Consider the following 17,082-nt stretch of genomic DNA (forward strand, 5'->3'; position numbering starts at 1 on the left):
ACAACGCCTGCAAGTTGGGCGCACAATGCGCCCATTAACGATTTATACTCTTTTTACCTGGCGCTGCTACATGGCCGTTTTACCCGACGGCAACGCCAATGAATTACGCTGGTATACTGGTACGACGAACCAACACCACCCCAGCCCCAACCAGTGCACCAATCGCACCCCACATAATCAGCAGGAAAATACGGCGCGGACTATCACGGGTAACTGGATCTTCCGGTGTACGTAAGTAGCGATATGTCTGGAACGTTTTATCCAACGTTGGACCGACGTTCAATGTTGCCAGCATGGCACGGTTCTGATCGTAATCAATATCAAAACTTGGTCCGGTAGCCTGTAATGTTTCCAAACGGGCTTCAAGCATCGGTTTACCCAGCATAAACATCTTGGAATCTGGTAACTGCTCTGCCGGAGTATCTGTTTGGTTTCGGTTAATTCCTTGCTGACCTGCGACTTTCAATGCTTGCTTAACTGCCGTCACTTCACGATCAAACACCGCTTGAGCGACCGCTTCTTGCCGTTTAACTTGTGCTTTCATCGATTGAGTACGAGCCGCCCATGCCCCTTGAATCTCATCATTCAAATGGCTAGCTGCACGCTGACTGGCAAAATCAATATAACCACGGAGTAATTTATTGGAATCACTGGCCGTTTCTGCCGTCAATTTAATGCTGTCATTCAGCATTTTCTTGTCATCGCGTGGGGTGAAAACAATATTGTTTATCAGCTCATCCAGTAATGCGGCATCAGCCTTGGCATCACCTTCCAGACGCTGTTTGTAGTAATCACTTTGCAGCCAGAAATCACGACGGGTATCGTAAGCCGCAAGTTGGGTAATAAACTCACCATAAGCTTCGTCAGAGATACCGGGTTGCTCACTGGCAACTCCGCTATTGATGCGAGTATCCAGATTACGTAAAAACTGCTGCTGAGAATAAAAACCACCCAAATTATTGACTGTTGGCCGGTCAGTAATGGCTGTTGCACTCCACTGTTGTTTCACCAGATAGGAAACACCCAGCGCGATTGCAGCAAAAAGAATTGCCATACCGATAATCCACACCTTACCGCGCCAAAGAGTACGGAACAGGCTGCGGATATCTAATTCGTTATCCACAGTAGGCTCATTATGGGTAGACCCTGTTTTATCAGTCGACATCGATTCTGGTTTCATCACTGCCTAAAAGCCTCAGGTTAAGATTCATGCTTATTTTGCGATGCACGACGCATCCGACGCTTCATCCGTTTGATAAAACGTGCCACACGCCATGCTCGTTTAATGCAGTAGCCATACAACAGAAATGCAAGCAAGAATAATGCCAACATCACCCATTCAGGGACAAATGTCAGCCTTTCGCCAATAACACCAATCGCCGCTAACAACGCTGCCGCCAGTGTAATTAAGACAAATGCCTGCCGTGAGGTAAAACCGGCACGCATAATCAAGTGGTGGATATGTTGACGGTCTGGTGAGAAAGGACTCATTCCTTTACGTAAACGTCGGTACATGATGGCAATCATATCCATCAATGGAATTGCAATAATCCATAATGCAGTCACCGGGTTAATCGGATGGGAATTCCCTTGTGTGGTTTGCAGCAACATCCAAATAGCGGTGAAGCCAATTAGCGTACTGCCCGCATCACCCATAAAGACTTTATAGCGACGCCCTAATAACCCAAGGTTTAACAGAATATAAGGCAAGATAGCGGCTATCATGGCAAAGCACCATAATGCCAATGCCATCAGCCCGCTTTGATACAATAGAATACCCATGGCACCGAAAGAGACACAAGACAACCCCCCCAGTAAACCATCAATACCATCCACCATATTGAAAGCATTTATCGCTGCCCACACCGCGAACAGTGTGACGACATAGCCAAATGGCCCTAATGACATCTCCCACGGACCAAAAGCATGTCCCAGGCTCCGCAAATAGAGCCCTGCGACTACCATCATGGCGATACCCACCAATGCCTGAACAAAGGCACGGATTTTTACACTGATATCAAAGCGATCATCTAAAGCACCAATGAACACCAATAAACCGGCGCAACCGAGATAGAGTCGGAAATGAGGGATCTGCTGATTGGTTATCAGAAAGGTAAAACAAATACCCGCAAACACAGATATTCCGCCCACTAATGGAATCAACCCTTGGTGGCGTTTGCGGTAATTAGGTTTATCAACAAGTCCGATTTTCTTGGCAACTTTGCGAGCAACAAATAAAAATGCCAGAGAAAACAGGAATATAACAAATATCTCAGTACTCATAGTGAGTAAGTTCACGTTTAACCGCTCTCTGCAAAAATGATACGACAGCTTAGCATGCGGCTTGGCACATACCATGCCTTCCCCACGCTTTCAGTTATTTCCGAATATGATGACAGCCTTGCTTGTTATTCCCAACTCTATTTTTTGCTATTTTCTCATTGGTAATGAGAATAACTACCAAAATAGCCATAAATTATGGAATGCCCATCACTTAATGGATAACAAACCCAACTATCGTATATTCCAAAAGCAAAAAACGCCACGACTGTGCGTGGCGTTTTGACTGATTTTACTCGACTTACGAACGTCTCATATTATCGAAGAACTGATCGTTAGTTTTCGCTGTTGCCAGTTTACTGATGAGGAACTCCATCGCATCGATTTCACCCATTGGATGAAGAATACGGCGCAAGATCCACATTTTTTGCAGCTCTTCAGTGGTGGTCAGCAGCTCTTCTTTACGTGTACCAGAGCGGTTGAAATCGATGGCTGGGAACACACGTTTTTCGGCAATTTTGCGCGATAAATGCAGTTCCATGTTGCCGGTACCTTTAAATTCTTCATAGATAACTTCATCCATTTTAGAACCGGTATCAACCAATGCCGTGGCAATGATAGTCAGGCTACCGCCCTCTTCAACATTACGTGCAGCACCAAAGAAACGCTTAGGACGATGCAAGGCGTTAGCATCCACACCACCTGTCAGCACTTTGCCTGAAGCAGGAACTACGGTGTTGTATGCTCGGGCCAGACGAGTAATGGAGTCCAGCAAGATGATAACGTCTTTTTTGTGCTCAACCAGACGTTTCGCTTTCTCGATAACCATTTCAGCTACCTGAACGTGACGGGATGCTGGCTCATCAAAAGTGGAAGCGATAACTTCACCCTTAACCAGACGTTGCATCTCAGTCACTTCTTCAGGACGTTCGTCAATCAGCAATACCATCAAGACGCAATCAGGGTGATTGTAAGCAATGCTGGTAGCGATGTTCTGCAACAGCATAGTTTTACCCGCTTTAGGCGGTGCCACAATCAGACCACGTTGACCGCGACCGATTGGCGAGGCCAAATCAAGTACACGGGCAGTTAAATCTTCCGTCGAACCATTACCACGTTCCATGCGCAGACGAGAGTTGGCATGTAATGGGGTTAAGTTTTCGAACAGGATTTTGTTACGGGCGTTTTCCGGTTTGTCGTAGTTAACTTCGTTAACTTTTAACAATGCAAAATAACGCTCACCCTCTTTCGGCGGACGAATCTTACCGGCAACGGTATCACCAGTGCGAAGGTTGAAACGGCGAATTTGGCTTGGGGATACATAGATGTCGTCGGGACCGGCGAGGTAGGAGCTGTCTGCAGAGCGGAGGAAACCAAATCCATCCTGCAATATCTCCAATACACCGTCACCGAAGATATCTTCTCCACTTTTCGCGTGCTGCTTAAGAATAGAGAAAATAATATCTTGTTTACGCATCCGGGCCAGGTTTTCCAGCCCCATATTTTCGCCAAGTGTTATCAGATCAGAAACCGGCGTGTTCTTTAATTCGGTAAGATTCATAATGGTGGGTTCTTAAACTCGGGGTATGTCTCGAACTATGGTCGTGAATGGTATGGCAGCGTCATCCGTGCCTGTTTAATGGGACATTCAATCACCGGTCTTGAACAAACTACGCAAGTAATGACTTACGCGAGATTTGCGCGACACAACGGTCAAAAGATTGAAGGTGCCTTAGACTGATTTGTAAAACCGTTAGACTGTCAAAAAACTGATTGAGTTCATAATCATTCTCAACACACATTGTTTCGACATAGAGTAATGCTTTAGATTCAAACTATTTAGGTGCTACAGACTATTTATTAGATGCTAAAGAGTAAATTAGATACTAAAGAATAAGCTAGATGCTATAAACCCGGACACGATACACAGGAATGTTCTATATGCAGTGGAGTAAACTTAACACGCTTCTTTGCAGGCGTCTAGCGGTCAGTGTGAGAAATCACAACTGCCGCTAAACATACCCTACAGCCTTGGAGCCGCAGCTATGCTAGTGGCTCTTCTGACCCGAATAACTGACCTGCGCCAGCTCATTGGGTGAATGAGCCTCATCCTTGAGGTTCAGCCTGCGGGCAGGCATAAATGCTGTAACGCCAATGACTTTCATCATTGACGGCTAATACCGCTTACAGATTTGCATCCAAGAAGGCTTTAAGCTGGCCTTTAGACAAGGCACCCACTTTGGTGGCCACTACTTCACCGTCACGGAATAACAACAGTGTAGGGATACCACGGATACCGTATTTCGGTGCCGTGCCCTGATTATCATCAATATTCAATTTAGTGATGGTCAGTCTGCCTTCATACTCTTCAGCAATTTCATCCAAAATCGGAGCAATCATCTTGCACGGACCACACCATTCAGCCCAGAAATCGACCAGAACCAGGCCGCTGGCTTTCAGCACGTCAGTGTCGAAGCTGTCGTCACTCAGGTGAATAATTTTATCGCTCATGTTCTACTCCAAAGGATTGTGTCTACCTCGTTGGTGTAGCATTAACCAACAATAGGATGACTTTATTTCACCGGATACGCTTTCGTAAAGCAATAGTTAGCTGATATTCTACCACACTATGAGCAAAACACACTTGACCGAACTGAAGTTTTCCGACTTCGCCCTGCACCCGCTAGTTATAGAAGCTCTTGAAAACAAAGGGTTTCATAACTGTACGCCGATCCAGGCGTTAGCATTGCCACTCACCCTCTCTGGGCGTGATGTAGCGGGTCAGGCGCAAACAGGTACCGGCAAGACGCTGGCATTCTTAGCGTCTACTTTCCATTATTTGCTTTCTCACCCGGCTGAAGAGGGTCGCCAGACTAATCAACCACGCGCATTGATTATGGCACCAACGCGTGAATTAGCAGTACAAATTCACTCCGATGCGGAATCACTTTCCCAGATGACTGGCCTGAAATTAGGCTTGGCTTATGGTGGTGACGGCTACGATAAACAGCTTAAAGTGCTGGAAAGTGGCGTTGACATTCTGATCGGTACTACTGGCCGTTTAATCGACTACGCGAAACAAAATTATATTAACCTCGGTGCGATTCAGGTTGTGGTTCTGGATGAAGCTGATCGGATGTACGATCTGGGCTTTATTAAAGATATCCGCTGGCTGTTCCGCCGTATGCCTTCCGTTGATAAACGTTTAAACATGTTGTTCTCTGCCACACTCTCGTACCGGGTACGTGAATTGGCATTCGAACAAATGAATAACGCTGAATATGTTGAAGTGGAACCGTTACAAAAAACCGGCCACCGCATTCAGGAAGAGCTGTTCTACCCTTCAAATGAAGAAAAAATGCGTCTGCTTCAGACGTTGATAGAAGAAGAGTGGCCAGACCGCTGTATTATTTTTGCCAATACCAAACATCGTTGTGAAGAGATCTGGGGTCACCTGGCTGCTGATGGTCATCGTGTTGGTTTACTGACCGGTGATGTGGCACAGAAAAAACGCCTTCGTATTTTGGAAGATTTTACCAAAGGTGATTTGGATATTCTGGTTGCTACCGATGTTGCCGCCCGTGGCTTGCACATTCCACTGGTCACCCATGTGTTCAACTATGACCTACCTGACGACTGTGAAGACTATGTTCACCGCATTGGCCGTACCGGTCGTGCTGGCGAAAGTGGTCATTCTATCAGCCTGGCATGTGAAGAGTACGCGTTAAACTTACCGGCTATCGAGACCTACACCGGTCATAGCATTCCGGTAAGCAAATATAATAGCGATGCGCTATTAACTGATTTGCCGGCGCCAAAACGTCTGGCCCGTACCCGTACCGGGAATGGTCCACGCCGTAACTCTGCCCCACGTCGCAGTGGTGCACCACGGAATAACCGTAAGCGACCGAGCTGATAAATGATGCTAAGTTCCACCTCACTTTATGCTGCCATCGATCTTGGCTCCAACAGTTTCCATATGTTGGTAGTACGTGAGGTGGCAGGCAGTATCCAGACGTTGGCCCGAATCAAGCGGAAAGTCCGTCTGGCTGCGGGTCTGGATAGTCAAAACCATTTATCACAAGAAGCGATGGAACGCGGCTGGCAATGTCTGAAGCTCTTTTCAGAACGTTTGCAGGACATTCCTTTGGACCAGATCCGGGTGGTTGCAACTGCAACCCTGCGTCTTGCCTCAAATGCTGAAGAGTTCCTGCAAACTGCAATCGACATTCTTGGTTGTCCGATTCAGGTCATCAGTGGCGAAGAAGAAGCTCGTCTGATTTATCATGGTGTGGCACATACCACTGGTGGGCCGGAGCAGCGGCTGGTGGTGGATATCGGCGGTGGTAGCACCGAACTGGTCACCGGCAATGGTGCTCAAGCGAACATTCTCGTCAGTTTATCAATGGGTTGCGTCACCTGGCTGGAACGTTATTTTAGCGATCGCAATCTGGCAAAAGACAATTTTGAGCGTGCGGAACTGGCTGCTCGTGAGATGATCAAACCGGTCGCGAACCGTTTTCGTGACCATGGCTGGCAAATTTGTGTTGGAGCATCGGGTACGGTTCAGGCCCTACAAGAAATTATGGTTGCTCAGGGCATGGATGAACTGATCACGCTGGCCAAATTACAACAGCTCAAGCAGAGAGCCATTCAGTGCGGCAAGTTGGAAGAACTGGAGATTCCCGGTTTAACACTAGAGCGAGCGCTGGTTTTCCCCAGTGGTTTGTCTATCTTGATTGCGATATTTCAGGAACTGGCAATTGACAGTATGACACTGGCTGGCGGCGCGCTGCGCGAAGGGCTAGTCTACGGCATGCTTCATTTACCGGTCGAGCAAGATATTCGTAGCCGGACAGTGCGCAATTTGCAGCGCCGTTATTTACTCGATATCGAACAAGCCAAGCGCGTGAGCAAGTTGGCCGATAATTTTTTGCTACAGGTAGAAAAAGAGTGGCAACTCGATAGTCGATGTCGGGAGTTATTGCAAAATGCCTGTTTGATTCATGAAATTGGTCTAAGTGTCGATTTTAAACATGCTCCCCAACATGCTGCTTATCTGATCCGCAATCTAGACCTACCCGGTTTTACCCCCGCGCAAAAGCTATTACTGTCCGCATTGTTGCAAAACCAGAGTGATACTCTCGATTTGTCCCTGTTGAATCAGCAGAATGCATTGCCGGTGAATATGGCACAGCGTCTGTGTCGAATCCTGCGTCTGTCGATTATTTTCTCCAGCCGTCGGCGGGATGATACCTTACCAGCCGTCAGGCTTCGGGCCACGGGCGAGGTTCTTTATGTGCTGCTACCCCATGGCTGGTTACAACAGCACCCTTATCGAGCAGAGGCGCTGGAACAGGAAAGCCATTGGCAAAGCTATGTCCAATGGCCACTGTCATTAGAAGAACTTAATTAAATTCTTTGCTGTTGGGCGGCCTGAGTCGCCCTATCCCCTCATCCTTCACACTGAAATCTCTACAAAACCATCAGATTGTGATCATCCTCAGCTTAAAAAAGAAACATTGTGTGTATTTTTATAAAACGACGTTTCTTTTTTGGAAGAGGTAACAATGCGAGCACAGCTTCAACGTCCACATAGCTTGGCTATGTTGGTAATGATGTCCAGTCTGATAGCCAGCACCCCAACGGCAATTGCAGCTAAAACAAGTGCCCACGATGCCCCTCAACAGCTTCAGGTTCCTACTCTCGCTTATGATGAGAGCACTATTGTATTAGTGTGGAAAGCACCAGAAGACACAGGTAAAATTGTCGATTATCAAATTTATTCTGCTGGAAAGCTGCTGGGTAAAGCCAGTGATAACAATAATAAATTCTCTCCCGCCAAGCCCTATATCGATCACTTTTATGCCAATGATAAAGATAATTTCCAGCATAAGATTGTGCTACAAAACTTCACCGTTGATGGCCTGAAACCCGATACCCGCTATCAATTCACGGTAAAAGCCCAATATGCTGATGGCTCGTTATCCGCTGCCAGTAATCTTGTTACGGCAAAAACCAGCGCCAAACCACAAATCGTCAACGTGCGCGACTTCGGCGCAGTTGATGATGGCAAGACATTGAATACCAAGGCGATCCAACAGGCAATCGATAGTTGTAAGCCAGGCTGCCGGGTTGAAATCCCCGCGGGTACTTTCAAAAGTGGCGCGCTGTGGCTAAAAAGTGATATGACCCTCAACCTGCAAGCAGGTGCAACACTATTAGGCTCAGAGAACCCTGATGATTATCCAGCGGGTTACCGTTTATATCCCTATTCCACCATTGAGCGCCCAGCCTCACTGATCAATGCCATTGACCCGAATAAAAGCACACCAGGGACTTTCCGCAACATCCGTATTACCGGTCCGGGGGTGATTGATGGTAATGGCTGGCAACGGGCAAAAACGGCTGAAGTGACCGATGAGCTAGGTCATCCATTGCCACAATATGTGGCGAGCAAAAACAGCAAAGTGCATGAAGATGGGATTCTGGCTAAAAATCAGGTTGAGAAGGCTGTTTCTGATGGTATGGATTTGAAAAATGCCTATGGTCAACGTCGCTCCAGCCTGATGACATTGCGCGGTGTAGAGAACGTCTATCTGGCAGGTTTTACCGTACGTAACCCCGCATTCCACGGCATTATGAATCTGGAAAACCACAACGTGGTCGCCAACGGTTTAATTCATCAAACCTATGATGCAAACAACGGTGATGGTATCGAGTTTGGTAATAGCCAAAATGTAATGGTGTTTAATAACTTCTTTGATACTGGCGACGACTGCATCAATTTTGCTGCCGGTACTGGAGAAAAAGCACAGCAGCAAGAGCCGATGAAAGGTGCATGGCTGTTTAATAACTATTTCCGTATGGGCCACGGTGCCATTGTAACCGGTAGCCATACCGGTGCCTGGATTGAGGATATTCTGGCGGAAAACAACGTGATGTATCTGACCGATATTGGCCTGCGTGCCAAGAGCACCAGCACCATTGGTGGTGGCGCCCGTAACGTGACATTCCGTAATAATGCCATGCGCGATTTGGCCAAACAGGCGGTAGTGATGACGCTGGACTATGCCGACAGTAATGCCAATATCGACTATCCACCAGCTAAAATACCGGCTCAATTCTATGATTTCACAGTAAACAATGTGACATTAGATAATATAACCGGCAAAAACGCTGCGATTGAAATCAAAGGCGATACGGCAAACCAAGCCTGGCACCGTTTGGTACATGTCAACAATGTGCAATTGAAACAGGTAAACCCAACCGCTATCAGTGATTTACGTGACAGTGAATTTAATAACGTGGTCTTTACTGAGTTACGGGGTGATACCCCTTGGCACTTCAGCGACGTGAAAAACGTGACTGTCGATGGCAAACCCGTAACGCCTTAGCGGGGTAAAAGCGGGCAGACCAAGACACTGCCCGTTACTGTTTTCGCCTTCGTGGCAATTCTTAGCTTTCACTACTGTTTCTTCGCATTCGCTAATTGCGCACGAATATTGGCCAGATGACTCTGGCCTTTCTGCATCCGCTCTTCCGGGCTAACAGCTTTGCGCTCATCTTCCCATTTCAAGTCGTCTTGCGGTAACTCCATCAGAAAGCGACTGGGTTCCGGCCGAATCAGCTCACCATACTGCCGCCGCTCTTTGCACAAGGTAAAGAACAACTCACGCTGGGCGCGGGTGATACCCACATAGGCCAAGCGCCGCTCTTCATCTACATTATCTTCATCGATACTGCTTTGATGCGGCAGCAAGCCCTCCTCCATGCCAACCAAAAACACATAAGGGAACTCCAGCCCTTTGGAGGCATGCAAGGTCATTAATTGCACTTGATCCACTTCTTCATCACTTTCTCCCCGCTCCATCATGTCGCGTAGGGTAAAACGTGTAACGACCTGAGTGAGTGTCATCGGCTCATTCAGCTCAGAGCCTTCCAGCATTTCAGTCATCCAACTGAATAAGAGATTAACGTTCTTCATCCGCATTTCTGCTGCTTTTGGGCTGGGAGAAGTTTCGAACAACCAACTTTCATAATCGATGCCGTGAATCAGATCGCGTACTGCCGCCACTGGCTCACGTTCTACCAACCGAATAATACTATCTATCCAGTGCGTGAAACGCTGCAATGACTCCAGACCACGGCCTTTCAGATGCTCGCCTAATCCCAAATCAAAACTGGCTCGAAACAGGCTTTTATTACGTAAATTGGCCCATTCCCCCAGTTTTTGCACGGTCGTTGAACCAATCTCACGCTTGGGTGTATTCACGATACGTAAAAATGCACTGTCATCGTCCTGATTGGTCAATACCCGCAAATACGCCAATAGGTCTTTGATCTCTGGCCGCGAGAAAAATGAATCGCCTCCCGAAATACGATAAGGGATACGGTTTTGCATCAGTAGCTTTTCGAACAACCGCGACTGATGGTTACCGCGATACAAAATGGCGTAATCACTGTATTGAGTCTTTTTGACAAAGTGATGGGCGATAAGCTCACCGATCACTCTTTCCGCCTCATGATCTTCATTATTGGCAGTGATCACTTTCAGCTCATCGCCATAACCCAGCTCAGAAAAGAGTCTCTTTTCAAAAACATGGGGGTTATTGGCAATCAGAATATTTGCCGCCTTTAGAATACGGCCCGAGGAGCGGTAATTTTGCTCCAGCTTGATCACCTGCAATTGCGGGAAATCTTCATTCAATAAGACTAAGTTCTGTGGTCGCGCTCCGCGCCATGAATAGATAGATTGGTCATCATCACCGACTACGGTAAAACGCGCCCGGTTGCCCACCAGTAATTTAACCATTTGATATTGGCTGGTATTGGTATCTTGGTATTCATCGACCAGTAGGTATCGCAGACGATTTTGCCAGCGTTCGCGCACGTCCAGATTGTTTTGCAGCAGCAGTGTCGGCAGGGTGATAAGGTCGTCGAAATCCAACACATTGCAGGCTTTCAAATGGGCGTCATATAAGCCGTAGCAATGCACAAACAGCTTATCACGCTCGGATCGCGCCAGTGCCGCAGCCGCCGCTGGCGAGAGCAGATCATTCTTCCAGTTGGAGATCTGGGATATCAATTGTTGCAGTAACGTTTTATCGTCTTCCAACCACTTGTGGGTCAGATCTTTCAATAGCCCCAATTGGTCCTGTGCATCAAACAGCGAGAAGTTGGATTTCATCCCCAACGCCACATACTCTTTTTTGATAATCTCTAATCCCAGAGTATGGAAGGTTGCTATCATCAAGCCACGTGCTTCTTTACGCCCCAATGTTTGCGCCACACGTTCTTTCATTTCACGCGCCGCTTTATTGGTAAAAGTCACCGCCGCAATATGTTTCGGTTGATAGCCACACTGGCGGATCAAATGGGCAATCTTGTTAGTGATAACTCTGGTTTTGCCCGATCCCGCACCGGCCAACACCAGGCAGGGGCCAGTAACGAATTCGACGGCTTGTTGTTGGCTGGGATTTAATCGCATGGCACTCGGAAGCTCAGTGGGTTAACGGGGGAACAGGATTGTAGCAGAAAGCGGTCGGCGAAAAAAAACCACCTGCTGTTTTTGATTTGTAAAACGCTCGCCGCAGTGGCCCCATTACGACCAAAATACGCTACACTGGCGCGCTTCAAGCCCTATTGAAGATAACCTTCGTTCAAATAACTATGTAGTCTAAATAACTTAGTGGTGATTGTTACTATGGCAAACAAAGCTTCTGCACTGCACATTTTGGTTGATGATGAAAAGCAGGCAAACGATATTCTGGCGCAATTGAATAACGGTGCAAATTTCCAAGAGTTAGCGAAAAAATTCTCTAACTGCCCGTCAAAACGTAATGGCGGCGATTTGGGCGAGTTCAATAAAGGGGATATGGTCCCAGCTTTCGATAAAGCGGTATTTAGCTGCGAACTGCTGCAACCTTATGGACCGGTTAAGACCCAGTTTGGATATCACATTATTAAAGTGTTATATCGTAACTAAGTTAGTGATGCGCCACCTTTCTGGCGGCGCAATAACTCAGTTTTAGTCCAGTGGCTCTCATCTGACGTAATCCTCATGCTATAAGGTTATTTTTAATAAATAATATTATGGATATTATATCCCTCATGATTTTATCTATACTTTCTATACAAATACTCCACTAAACTTTACAAAATAACCAGTAAAATTATATTGAAAAGCTATTTTTAGGTGCTAGAAAACAGCAAAACCAAGATTTTTTAACAAAAACAACAAGAAAGATCCCATTAGTTGTTTTATTTTAAATAAAAAAACCATTTAAATACAATAAGTTGAGATATAATTTATAGATACACAGTTTTTGTAGGAATATTCCCACATAGATTGGTTCGTTTATCTGATGTGAAGTTAAGACAGCTTTCTATATTATCTCCCTCATCAAGTAACAGACGTGGCGGAATAATTACCACCGATTTACTTAAACGAAAAGAATGTGGAAAGCTGACAAGTATAATCGAATAACATTCGCACATATAGTCATTAACCCACTTCATATCTATTAAGTTAAGTATTCATTCATATTTAAATTCGAATGAATGCTCACCCACATTTAATTATTATATTGGAGTTTTAAATGAACAAGTTAACTTTGGCTATGGCGTTATTCTCAGCATCTACAACTATTGCAATGGCAGCAAGTAATAATACAATTACTTTCCAAGGTGAAGTCACAGCACAAACCTGTTCTGTTACCGTCAACGGCGTTGATGCCAACCCAATGGTATTGCTGCCAACTGTATCCAGCAGCGATTTGGATGCTTCAGGGAAAACAGCAGGTAAAACGGCCTTTACCCTGGGTGTATCTGGTTGTGCAGTTGGCCCTGATGATATTGATGTCAAAACTGTTTTCGTCGCTAACCAAGTCACAGCTTCCGGTAACTTAAAAAATACCGGCACAGCAGCAAACGTTGAGCTTCAATTGCTGAAAGACACAACAACGACTTCGGGTATCGATCTGAATAGTGGTTTGGCGCAAGATGGTATAGTGTTAAAGGCTGGTGATACAGCAGCAGAGCATGATTTTGCAGTTCAATATTTTGCAACTGGACAAGCAGGCGCTGGTTCTGTGATAGCATCAGTACAATATGCAGTTTCTTACCTGTAATACCTGCTTTGCCGAATAGGATATACTTTAACTAATTGGCGCTGCAATCAGGCAAAGTAAATGACAAATCGGTCATAGACCTTTTTGAATAGCATTTATGCTAGCCCGCAGGGTGAGCCTCAATGAGGCTCATTAATCCCGATAATCTTCACAATAGTGATTCGGGTAAAGTTCCCCGATGTGTATTCAGCAGCTTCAAGCACCAACAAAATAGCTATTCGGCCAGTTTCATTCAGAGGGTATCCCCATGATGGTTAACATACATAGCTACAGTTATCGTTATCTGTTCATCGCGTTATTAATTCTTATGGGCATCTCTTCTGCTAAAGCCAGCGTCATCATGACGGGTAGCCGAATTATATATTCGGCGGGCGAAAAAGAGCACAGCGTACAATTAACAAATAAAGACAACTTCCCCAATGCGGTTCAGGTCTGGCTAGACAGTGGTGATGCCCAATCAACACCAGAAACAGGCAAAGCACCCTTTATCGTCACACCACCGTTCTTTCGCATGGAAGCCAATGCGGGACAAACATTGCGGCTGAAATATACCGGTAGCGGCCTGCCAACAGATAGAGAATCCGTGTTCTATCTTAATTTTTTACAGGTGCCTCCCGTCAACAAAGCAGAAAAAAGTAATAAAATGTTAGTGTTGATGCGTAACCGCATTAAAGTATTTTATCGACCTGAAAGTATTACTGGCCGTGTTGATCAGGTCTCCAGCGCACTGACTTTCAGTGTGCGCCAACGTGGTAAAGATGTTGTTGTAACAGGGAAAAACCCAACAGGATTCTATGCCACTATTGCCAGTGGTGAAGTTGTTGGCAGTGGTAAAAAACTTAAAATGAAATCCGAGATGATTTCACCGATGTCTCAAGCAGAATGGGTTATCCCAAATTCATCTGTACCTTCTAATGCTATTGTTAATTTCCTGATAGTGAATGATTTCGGCGGGCAAGATACCGGAAGTTATCGTATTTAGCCGGTAAAGGAAGATTTATGAGGCTTGCACGCGCTTCTGTGAAGAGAAAATTCTTTGGACGCAAGAAAGCATTAACACTATGTATTGCTTTAATCTTACATGTTGATACGGCTTTGGCTCAGGATGAGCCACAAAACCTCGAGTTCGATGAATCTCTGTTTTTAGGGACCAATTTTGCTTCAGGTTTGAATCAACTCAATAAAGAGAATTCTGCCACAGCCGGAAATTACGATGCTGTCGATGTCTTGGTTAATAACAAACCGTTTAAACGCACTACCATTGAATTTATTAAGAACGCTGACTCATCAGAGGTTTACCCCTGCCTGAGTGATGAATTCTTAACTGCGGCTGGCGTTGTTCTTACTGGCAAAGACAGTACTGCAACCAAAGAACCTAATACGCTCAAAACAGAATCCGCCCCCTCGGATACTGCGGCTTCGTCTACAGAACAATGCAAGCCGCTGGCTGAGCGGGTAAAAGGTGCCTCTTTTCACTTTGACCAAGCCAAACTTCGTCTAGAATTGTCGATCCCACAAGCTTTGTTGCAAAACCGGCCCAGAGGTTATATCGAGCAAAGTGAATGGCAGGAAGGCGAAAAGCTCGCATTCATTAACTACAGTTCCAACTTTTATCGCAGTGAGACGCAGTCTCAGCAAAACAACACCTCTGATTACGGCTTTGTTGGCTTAAAAAGTGGCCTCAATCTCGGATTATGGCAACTGCGTCAACAATCAAACGTACGTTATTCCAGTAATGATAATAGCAGCGATACCCAATGGAATAATATTCGTACTTATGTCCAGCGCCCTATCCCCCAATTGGATAGTCAATTAACGCTGGGCGAAACCTTCACCGACAGTACATTATTTGGCACCATGTCGTTTCGTGGCGTTAAAATGGCAACCGACCAACGTATGTGGCCAGAATCCATGCGTGGCTTTGCCCCTGAAGTTCGTGGTGTTGCCAGTACCAATGCGCGGGTGGTTGTTAGCCAGAATGGGCGTGAAATTTATGAAACTACGGTTGCGCCTGGCCCATTCGTTATTAACGATTTATATAGCACCACCAGTCAGGGTGACCTCAATGTTGAGGTGATTGAAGCGAATGGTAGCCGTTCGACATTTACCGTGCCATTCAGTGCCGTCCCGGACTCAATGCGCCCAGGTGTTAGCCGTTATAATGCGGTGGTCGGCGAATCTCGTGATTTCACCAATATTGATAACTATTTCACTGACTTCACCTATGAGCGCGGTCTTACCAATCAGTTAACTGCGAACAGTGGCCTGCGTTTAGCGCAAGACTATACGGCACTCCTTGTCGGTGGCGTATTAGGTACCCCCATCGGGGCCTTTGGCCTCAATACTACCTACTCTCATGCTAAAGTTGAAAATGATGACACGCAGAATGGCTGGCGGATGCAAGCAACCTATAGCCAGACATTTAATCAAACCGGGACCACATTTTCATTGGCCGGATATCGCTATTCAACCAAAGGATATCGCGATTTAAATGACGTTTTTGGTGTGCGCTCAACGCAAAAAAATGGCGGGACATGGGATTCAACAACCTATAAACAACGCAGCCAGTTTACAACCTCAATTAACCAGACGTTGGGCAATTATGGTCAACTCTCTGCATCAGCGTCGACCAGTGATTATTATAATGATACGCAACGAGATACGCAGTTACAGCTAAACTATTCAAATAGCTACCAAGATGTCAGTTATAACCTTGCCATTAGCCGTCAGCGCACTGTTTATACCTCAACCCAATATAATTGGGATGACGATACGACGAATCAGACGACAACGCGCTACGGTAATACTGAAAATATTGCGACGCTAACGGTGTCTATCCCACTCAATATTGGAAATAAAAATCAATATTTATCGATGTCCGCTAGCCGTAATCCCAAAAGTGGTAATAGCTATCAGACGTCATTATCAGGTACCGCCGGTGAACGAAACAGCTTTAACTATTCAGTGAATGCCGGCTATGACGACAGCAATATCAGTAGCAGTTCAAATAACTGGGGGGCAAATGTGCAAAAACAATTCCCTAATGCGACCGTCAATGGCAGCTATTCCCGCGGCAATAATTACACCCAATATGGTGTTGGTGCTCGCGGAGCCGCAGTAATACATAGTAAAGGTATGACACTCGGACCTTATTTGGGCGAGACCTTTGGTTTAATTGAAGCGGATGGTGCTCAGGGTGCAACAGTACGAAATGCACAAGGGGCGAGAATTGATAATAACGGATTTGCCTTGGTGCCATCATTAACACCCTATAATTACAATACGGTGGGTTTGGATACTAAAGGTATTAATCGCAATACTGAACTGAAAGAGAATCAAGGCCGCGTCGTTCCTTATGCCGGGGCCGCAGTGAAAGTCAAATTCGAAACTCTGAAAGGCTATGCTGTGTTAATTCAAACCCAAACCAATGACGGCGGAGGGTTACCACTGGGTGCCGATGTTTATAACAGCAAAAATGAAATTGTCGGGATGGTAGGTCAAGGGAATCAGATCTACGTACGTGTAAAAGACGACAAAGGCTTACTTTATGTGCGCTGGGGTGAGAACAGCAGTGAGCAGTGTGAATTACCTTATACTTTTGATGGTCAAGATACCGAGCAGGATATTATTCATATAACAGGCAGTTGCCACCGTTAACAATTATGAGAAA

At 45.9% G+C, this 17,082-nt stretch carries 12 protein-coding genes; 7 read left to right on the forward strand and 5 right to left on the reverse strand.

The features are described from left to right. Nucleotides 1–103 precede the first annotated feature (103 nt). The 4 genes from wzzE to trxA all read right to left on the reverse strand — a co-directional run bounded on the left by wzzE (nucleotide 104) and on the right by trxA (nucleotide 4,791). A complete protein-coding gene (gene wzzE / locus Q2T72_RS20745; protein WP_193784859.1) occupies nucleotides 104–1,180 on the reverse strand; it encodes an ECA polysaccharide chain length modulation protein in 1,077 nt (358 codons plus the stop codon). Between the two features lie 20 nt (nucleotides 1,181–1,200). Next, entirely contained in the window at nucleotides 1,201–2,298 is a 1,098-nt protein-coding gene (gene wecA / locus Q2T72_RS20750; RefSeq protein WP_083164000.1) for a UDP-N-acetylglucosamine--undecaprenyl-phosphate N-acetylglucosaminephosphotransferase, read from the reverse strand. 283 nt (nucleotides 2,299–2,581) lie between these two features. After that, nucleotides 2,582–3,841: a transcription termination factor Rho gene (gene rho / locus Q2T72_RS20755; protein ID WP_004704159.1), complete on the reverse strand. Its 1,260-nt coding sequence runs from the start codon at nucleotides 3,839–3,841 to the stop codon at nucleotides 2,582–2,584. Nucleotides 3,842–4,464: 623 nt separating this feature from the next. After that, on the reverse strand, nucleotides 4,465–4,791 hold the full coding sequence (gene trxA / locus Q2T72_RS20760; RefSeq protein WP_004714235.1) for a thioredoxin TrxA: 327 nt from the start codon (nucleotides 4,789–4,791) through the stop codon (nucleotides 4,465–4,467). A 118-nt stretch (nucleotides 4,792–4,909) separates the two neighbouring features. On the opposite strand from trxA, the gene rhlB reads away from it, so the two are divergent. The 3 genes from rhlB (at nucleotide 4,910) to Q2T72_RS20775 (ending at nucleotide 9,677) form a co-directional block, all read left to right on the forward strand. Beyond that, nucleotides 4,910–6,196, forward strand: coding sequence for an ATP-dependent RNA helicase RhlB (gene rhlB / locus Q2T72_RS20765; protein WP_005190253.1), 1,287 nt, complete (start codon nucleotides 4,910–4,912; stop codon nucleotides 6,194–6,196). Between the two features lie 6 nt (nucleotides 6,197–6,202). Beyond that, on the forward strand, nucleotides 6,203–7,696 hold the full coding sequence (gene ppx / locus Q2T72_RS20770; protein ID WP_372569922.1) for an exopolyphosphatase: 1,494 nt from the start codon (nucleotides 6,203–6,205) through the stop codon (nucleotides 7,694–7,696). A gap of 154 nt (nucleotides 7,697–7,850) precedes the next feature. Beyond that, complete coding sequence (locus tag Q2T72_RS20775; protein WP_083161868.1) at nucleotides 7,851–9,677, forward strand: glycosyl hydrolase family 28 protein; 1,827 nt, start codon at nucleotides 7,851–7,853, stop codon at nucleotides 9,675–9,677. A gap of 71 nt (nucleotides 9,678–9,748) precedes the next feature. On the opposite strand, the gene rep is transcribed toward Q2T72_RS20775, so the two are convergent. Beyond that, nucleotides 9,749–11,770: a DNA helicase Rep gene (rep, locus tag Q2T72_RS20780; RefSeq protein WP_083161866.1), complete on the reverse strand. Its 2,022-nt coding sequence runs from the start codon at nucleotides 11,768–11,770 to the stop codon at nucleotides 9,749–9,751. A 216-nt stretch (nucleotides 11,771–11,986) separates the two neighbouring features. On the opposite strand from rep, the gene ppiC reads away from it, so the two are divergent. From ppiC to Q2T72_RS20800, 4 genes are all read left to right on the forward strand, one after another. Next, the gene (gene ppiC, locus Q2T72_RS20785) at nucleotides 11,987–12,268 is read left to right on the forward strand and encodes a peptidylprolyl isomerase PpiC (protein ID WP_004704164.1); all 282 of its coding nucleotides are present in this window, start codon (nucleotides 11,987–11,989) and stop codon (nucleotides 12,266–12,268) included. Between the two features lie 613 nt (nucleotides 12,269–12,881). Then, nucleotides 12,882–13,412, forward strand: coding sequence for a fimbrial protein (locus Q2T72_RS20790; protein WP_372569768.1), 531 nt, complete (start codon nucleotides 12,882–12,884; stop codon nucleotides 13,410–13,412). A 250-nt stretch (nucleotides 13,413–13,662) separates the two neighbouring features. After that, nucleotides 13,663–14,394, forward strand: coding sequence for a molecular chaperone (locus Q2T72_RS20795; protein WP_193784857.1), 732 nt, complete (start codon nucleotides 13,663–13,665; stop codon nucleotides 14,392–14,394). Nucleotides 14,395–14,411: 17 nt separating this feature from the next. Next, on the forward strand, nucleotides 14,412–17,069 hold the full coding sequence (locus Q2T72_RS20800) for a fimbria/pilus outer membrane usher protein (protein ID WP_102970513.1): 2,658 nt from the start codon (nucleotides 14,412–14,414) through the stop codon (nucleotides 17,067–17,069). The last annotated feature ends 13 nt before the right edge of the window (nucleotides 17,070–17,082 follow it).

Source organism: Yersinia sp. 2466 StPb PI, assembly GCF_041538325.1.
GTDB classification, from domain to species: Bacteria; Pseudomonadota; Gammaproteobacteria; order Enterobacterales; family Enterobacteriaceae; genus Yersinia; species Yersinia enterocolitica_E.

What these genes read in the sequence shown, in the direction of transcription:
- wzzE (WP_193784859.1), bottom strand. Translation starts at nt 1,180, where the DNA reads ATGAAACCAGAATCGATGTCGACTGATAAAACAGGGTCTACCCATAAT.
- rho (WP_004704159.1), bottom strand. Translation starts at nt 3,841, where the DNA reads ATGAATCTTACCGAATTAAAGAACACGCCGGTTTCTGATCTGATAACA.
- trxA (WP_004714235.1), bottom strand. Translation starts at nt 4,791, where the DNA reads ATGAGCGATAAAATTATTCACCTGAGTGACGACAGCTTCGACACTGAC.
- rhlB (WP_005190253.1), top strand. Translation starts at nt 4,910, where the DNA reads ATGAGCAAAACACACTTGACCGAACTGAAGTTTTCCGACTTCGCCCTG.
- ppx (WP_372569922.1), top strand. Translation starts at nt 6,203, where the DNA reads ATGCTAAGTTCCACCTCACTTTATGCTGCCATCGATCTTGGCTCCAAC.
- Q2T72_RS20775 (WP_083161868.1), top strand. Translation starts at nt 7,851, where the DNA reads ATGCGAGCACAGCTTCAACGTCCACATAGCTTGGCTATGTTGGTAATG.
- rep (WP_083161866.1), bottom strand. Translation starts at nt 11,770, where the DNA reads ATGCGATTAAATCCCAGCCAACAACAAGCCGTCGAATTCGTTACTGGC.
- ppiC (WP_004704164.1), top strand. Translation starts at nt 11,987, where the DNA reads ATGGCAAACAAAGCTTCTGCACTGCACATTTTGGTTGATGATGAAAAG.
- Q2T72_RS20790 (WP_372569768.1), top strand. Translation starts at nt 12,882, where the DNA reads ATGAACAAGTTAACTTTGGCTATGGCGTTATTCTCAGCATCTACAACT.
- Q2T72_RS20795 (WP_193784857.1), top strand. Translation starts at nt 13,663, where the DNA reads ATGGTTAACATACATAGCTACAGTTATCGTTATCTGTTCATCGCGTTA.
- Q2T72_RS20800 (WP_102970513.1), top strand. Translation starts at nt 14,412, where the DNA reads ATGAGGCTTGCACGCGCTTCTGTGAAGAGAAAATTCTTTGGACGCAAG.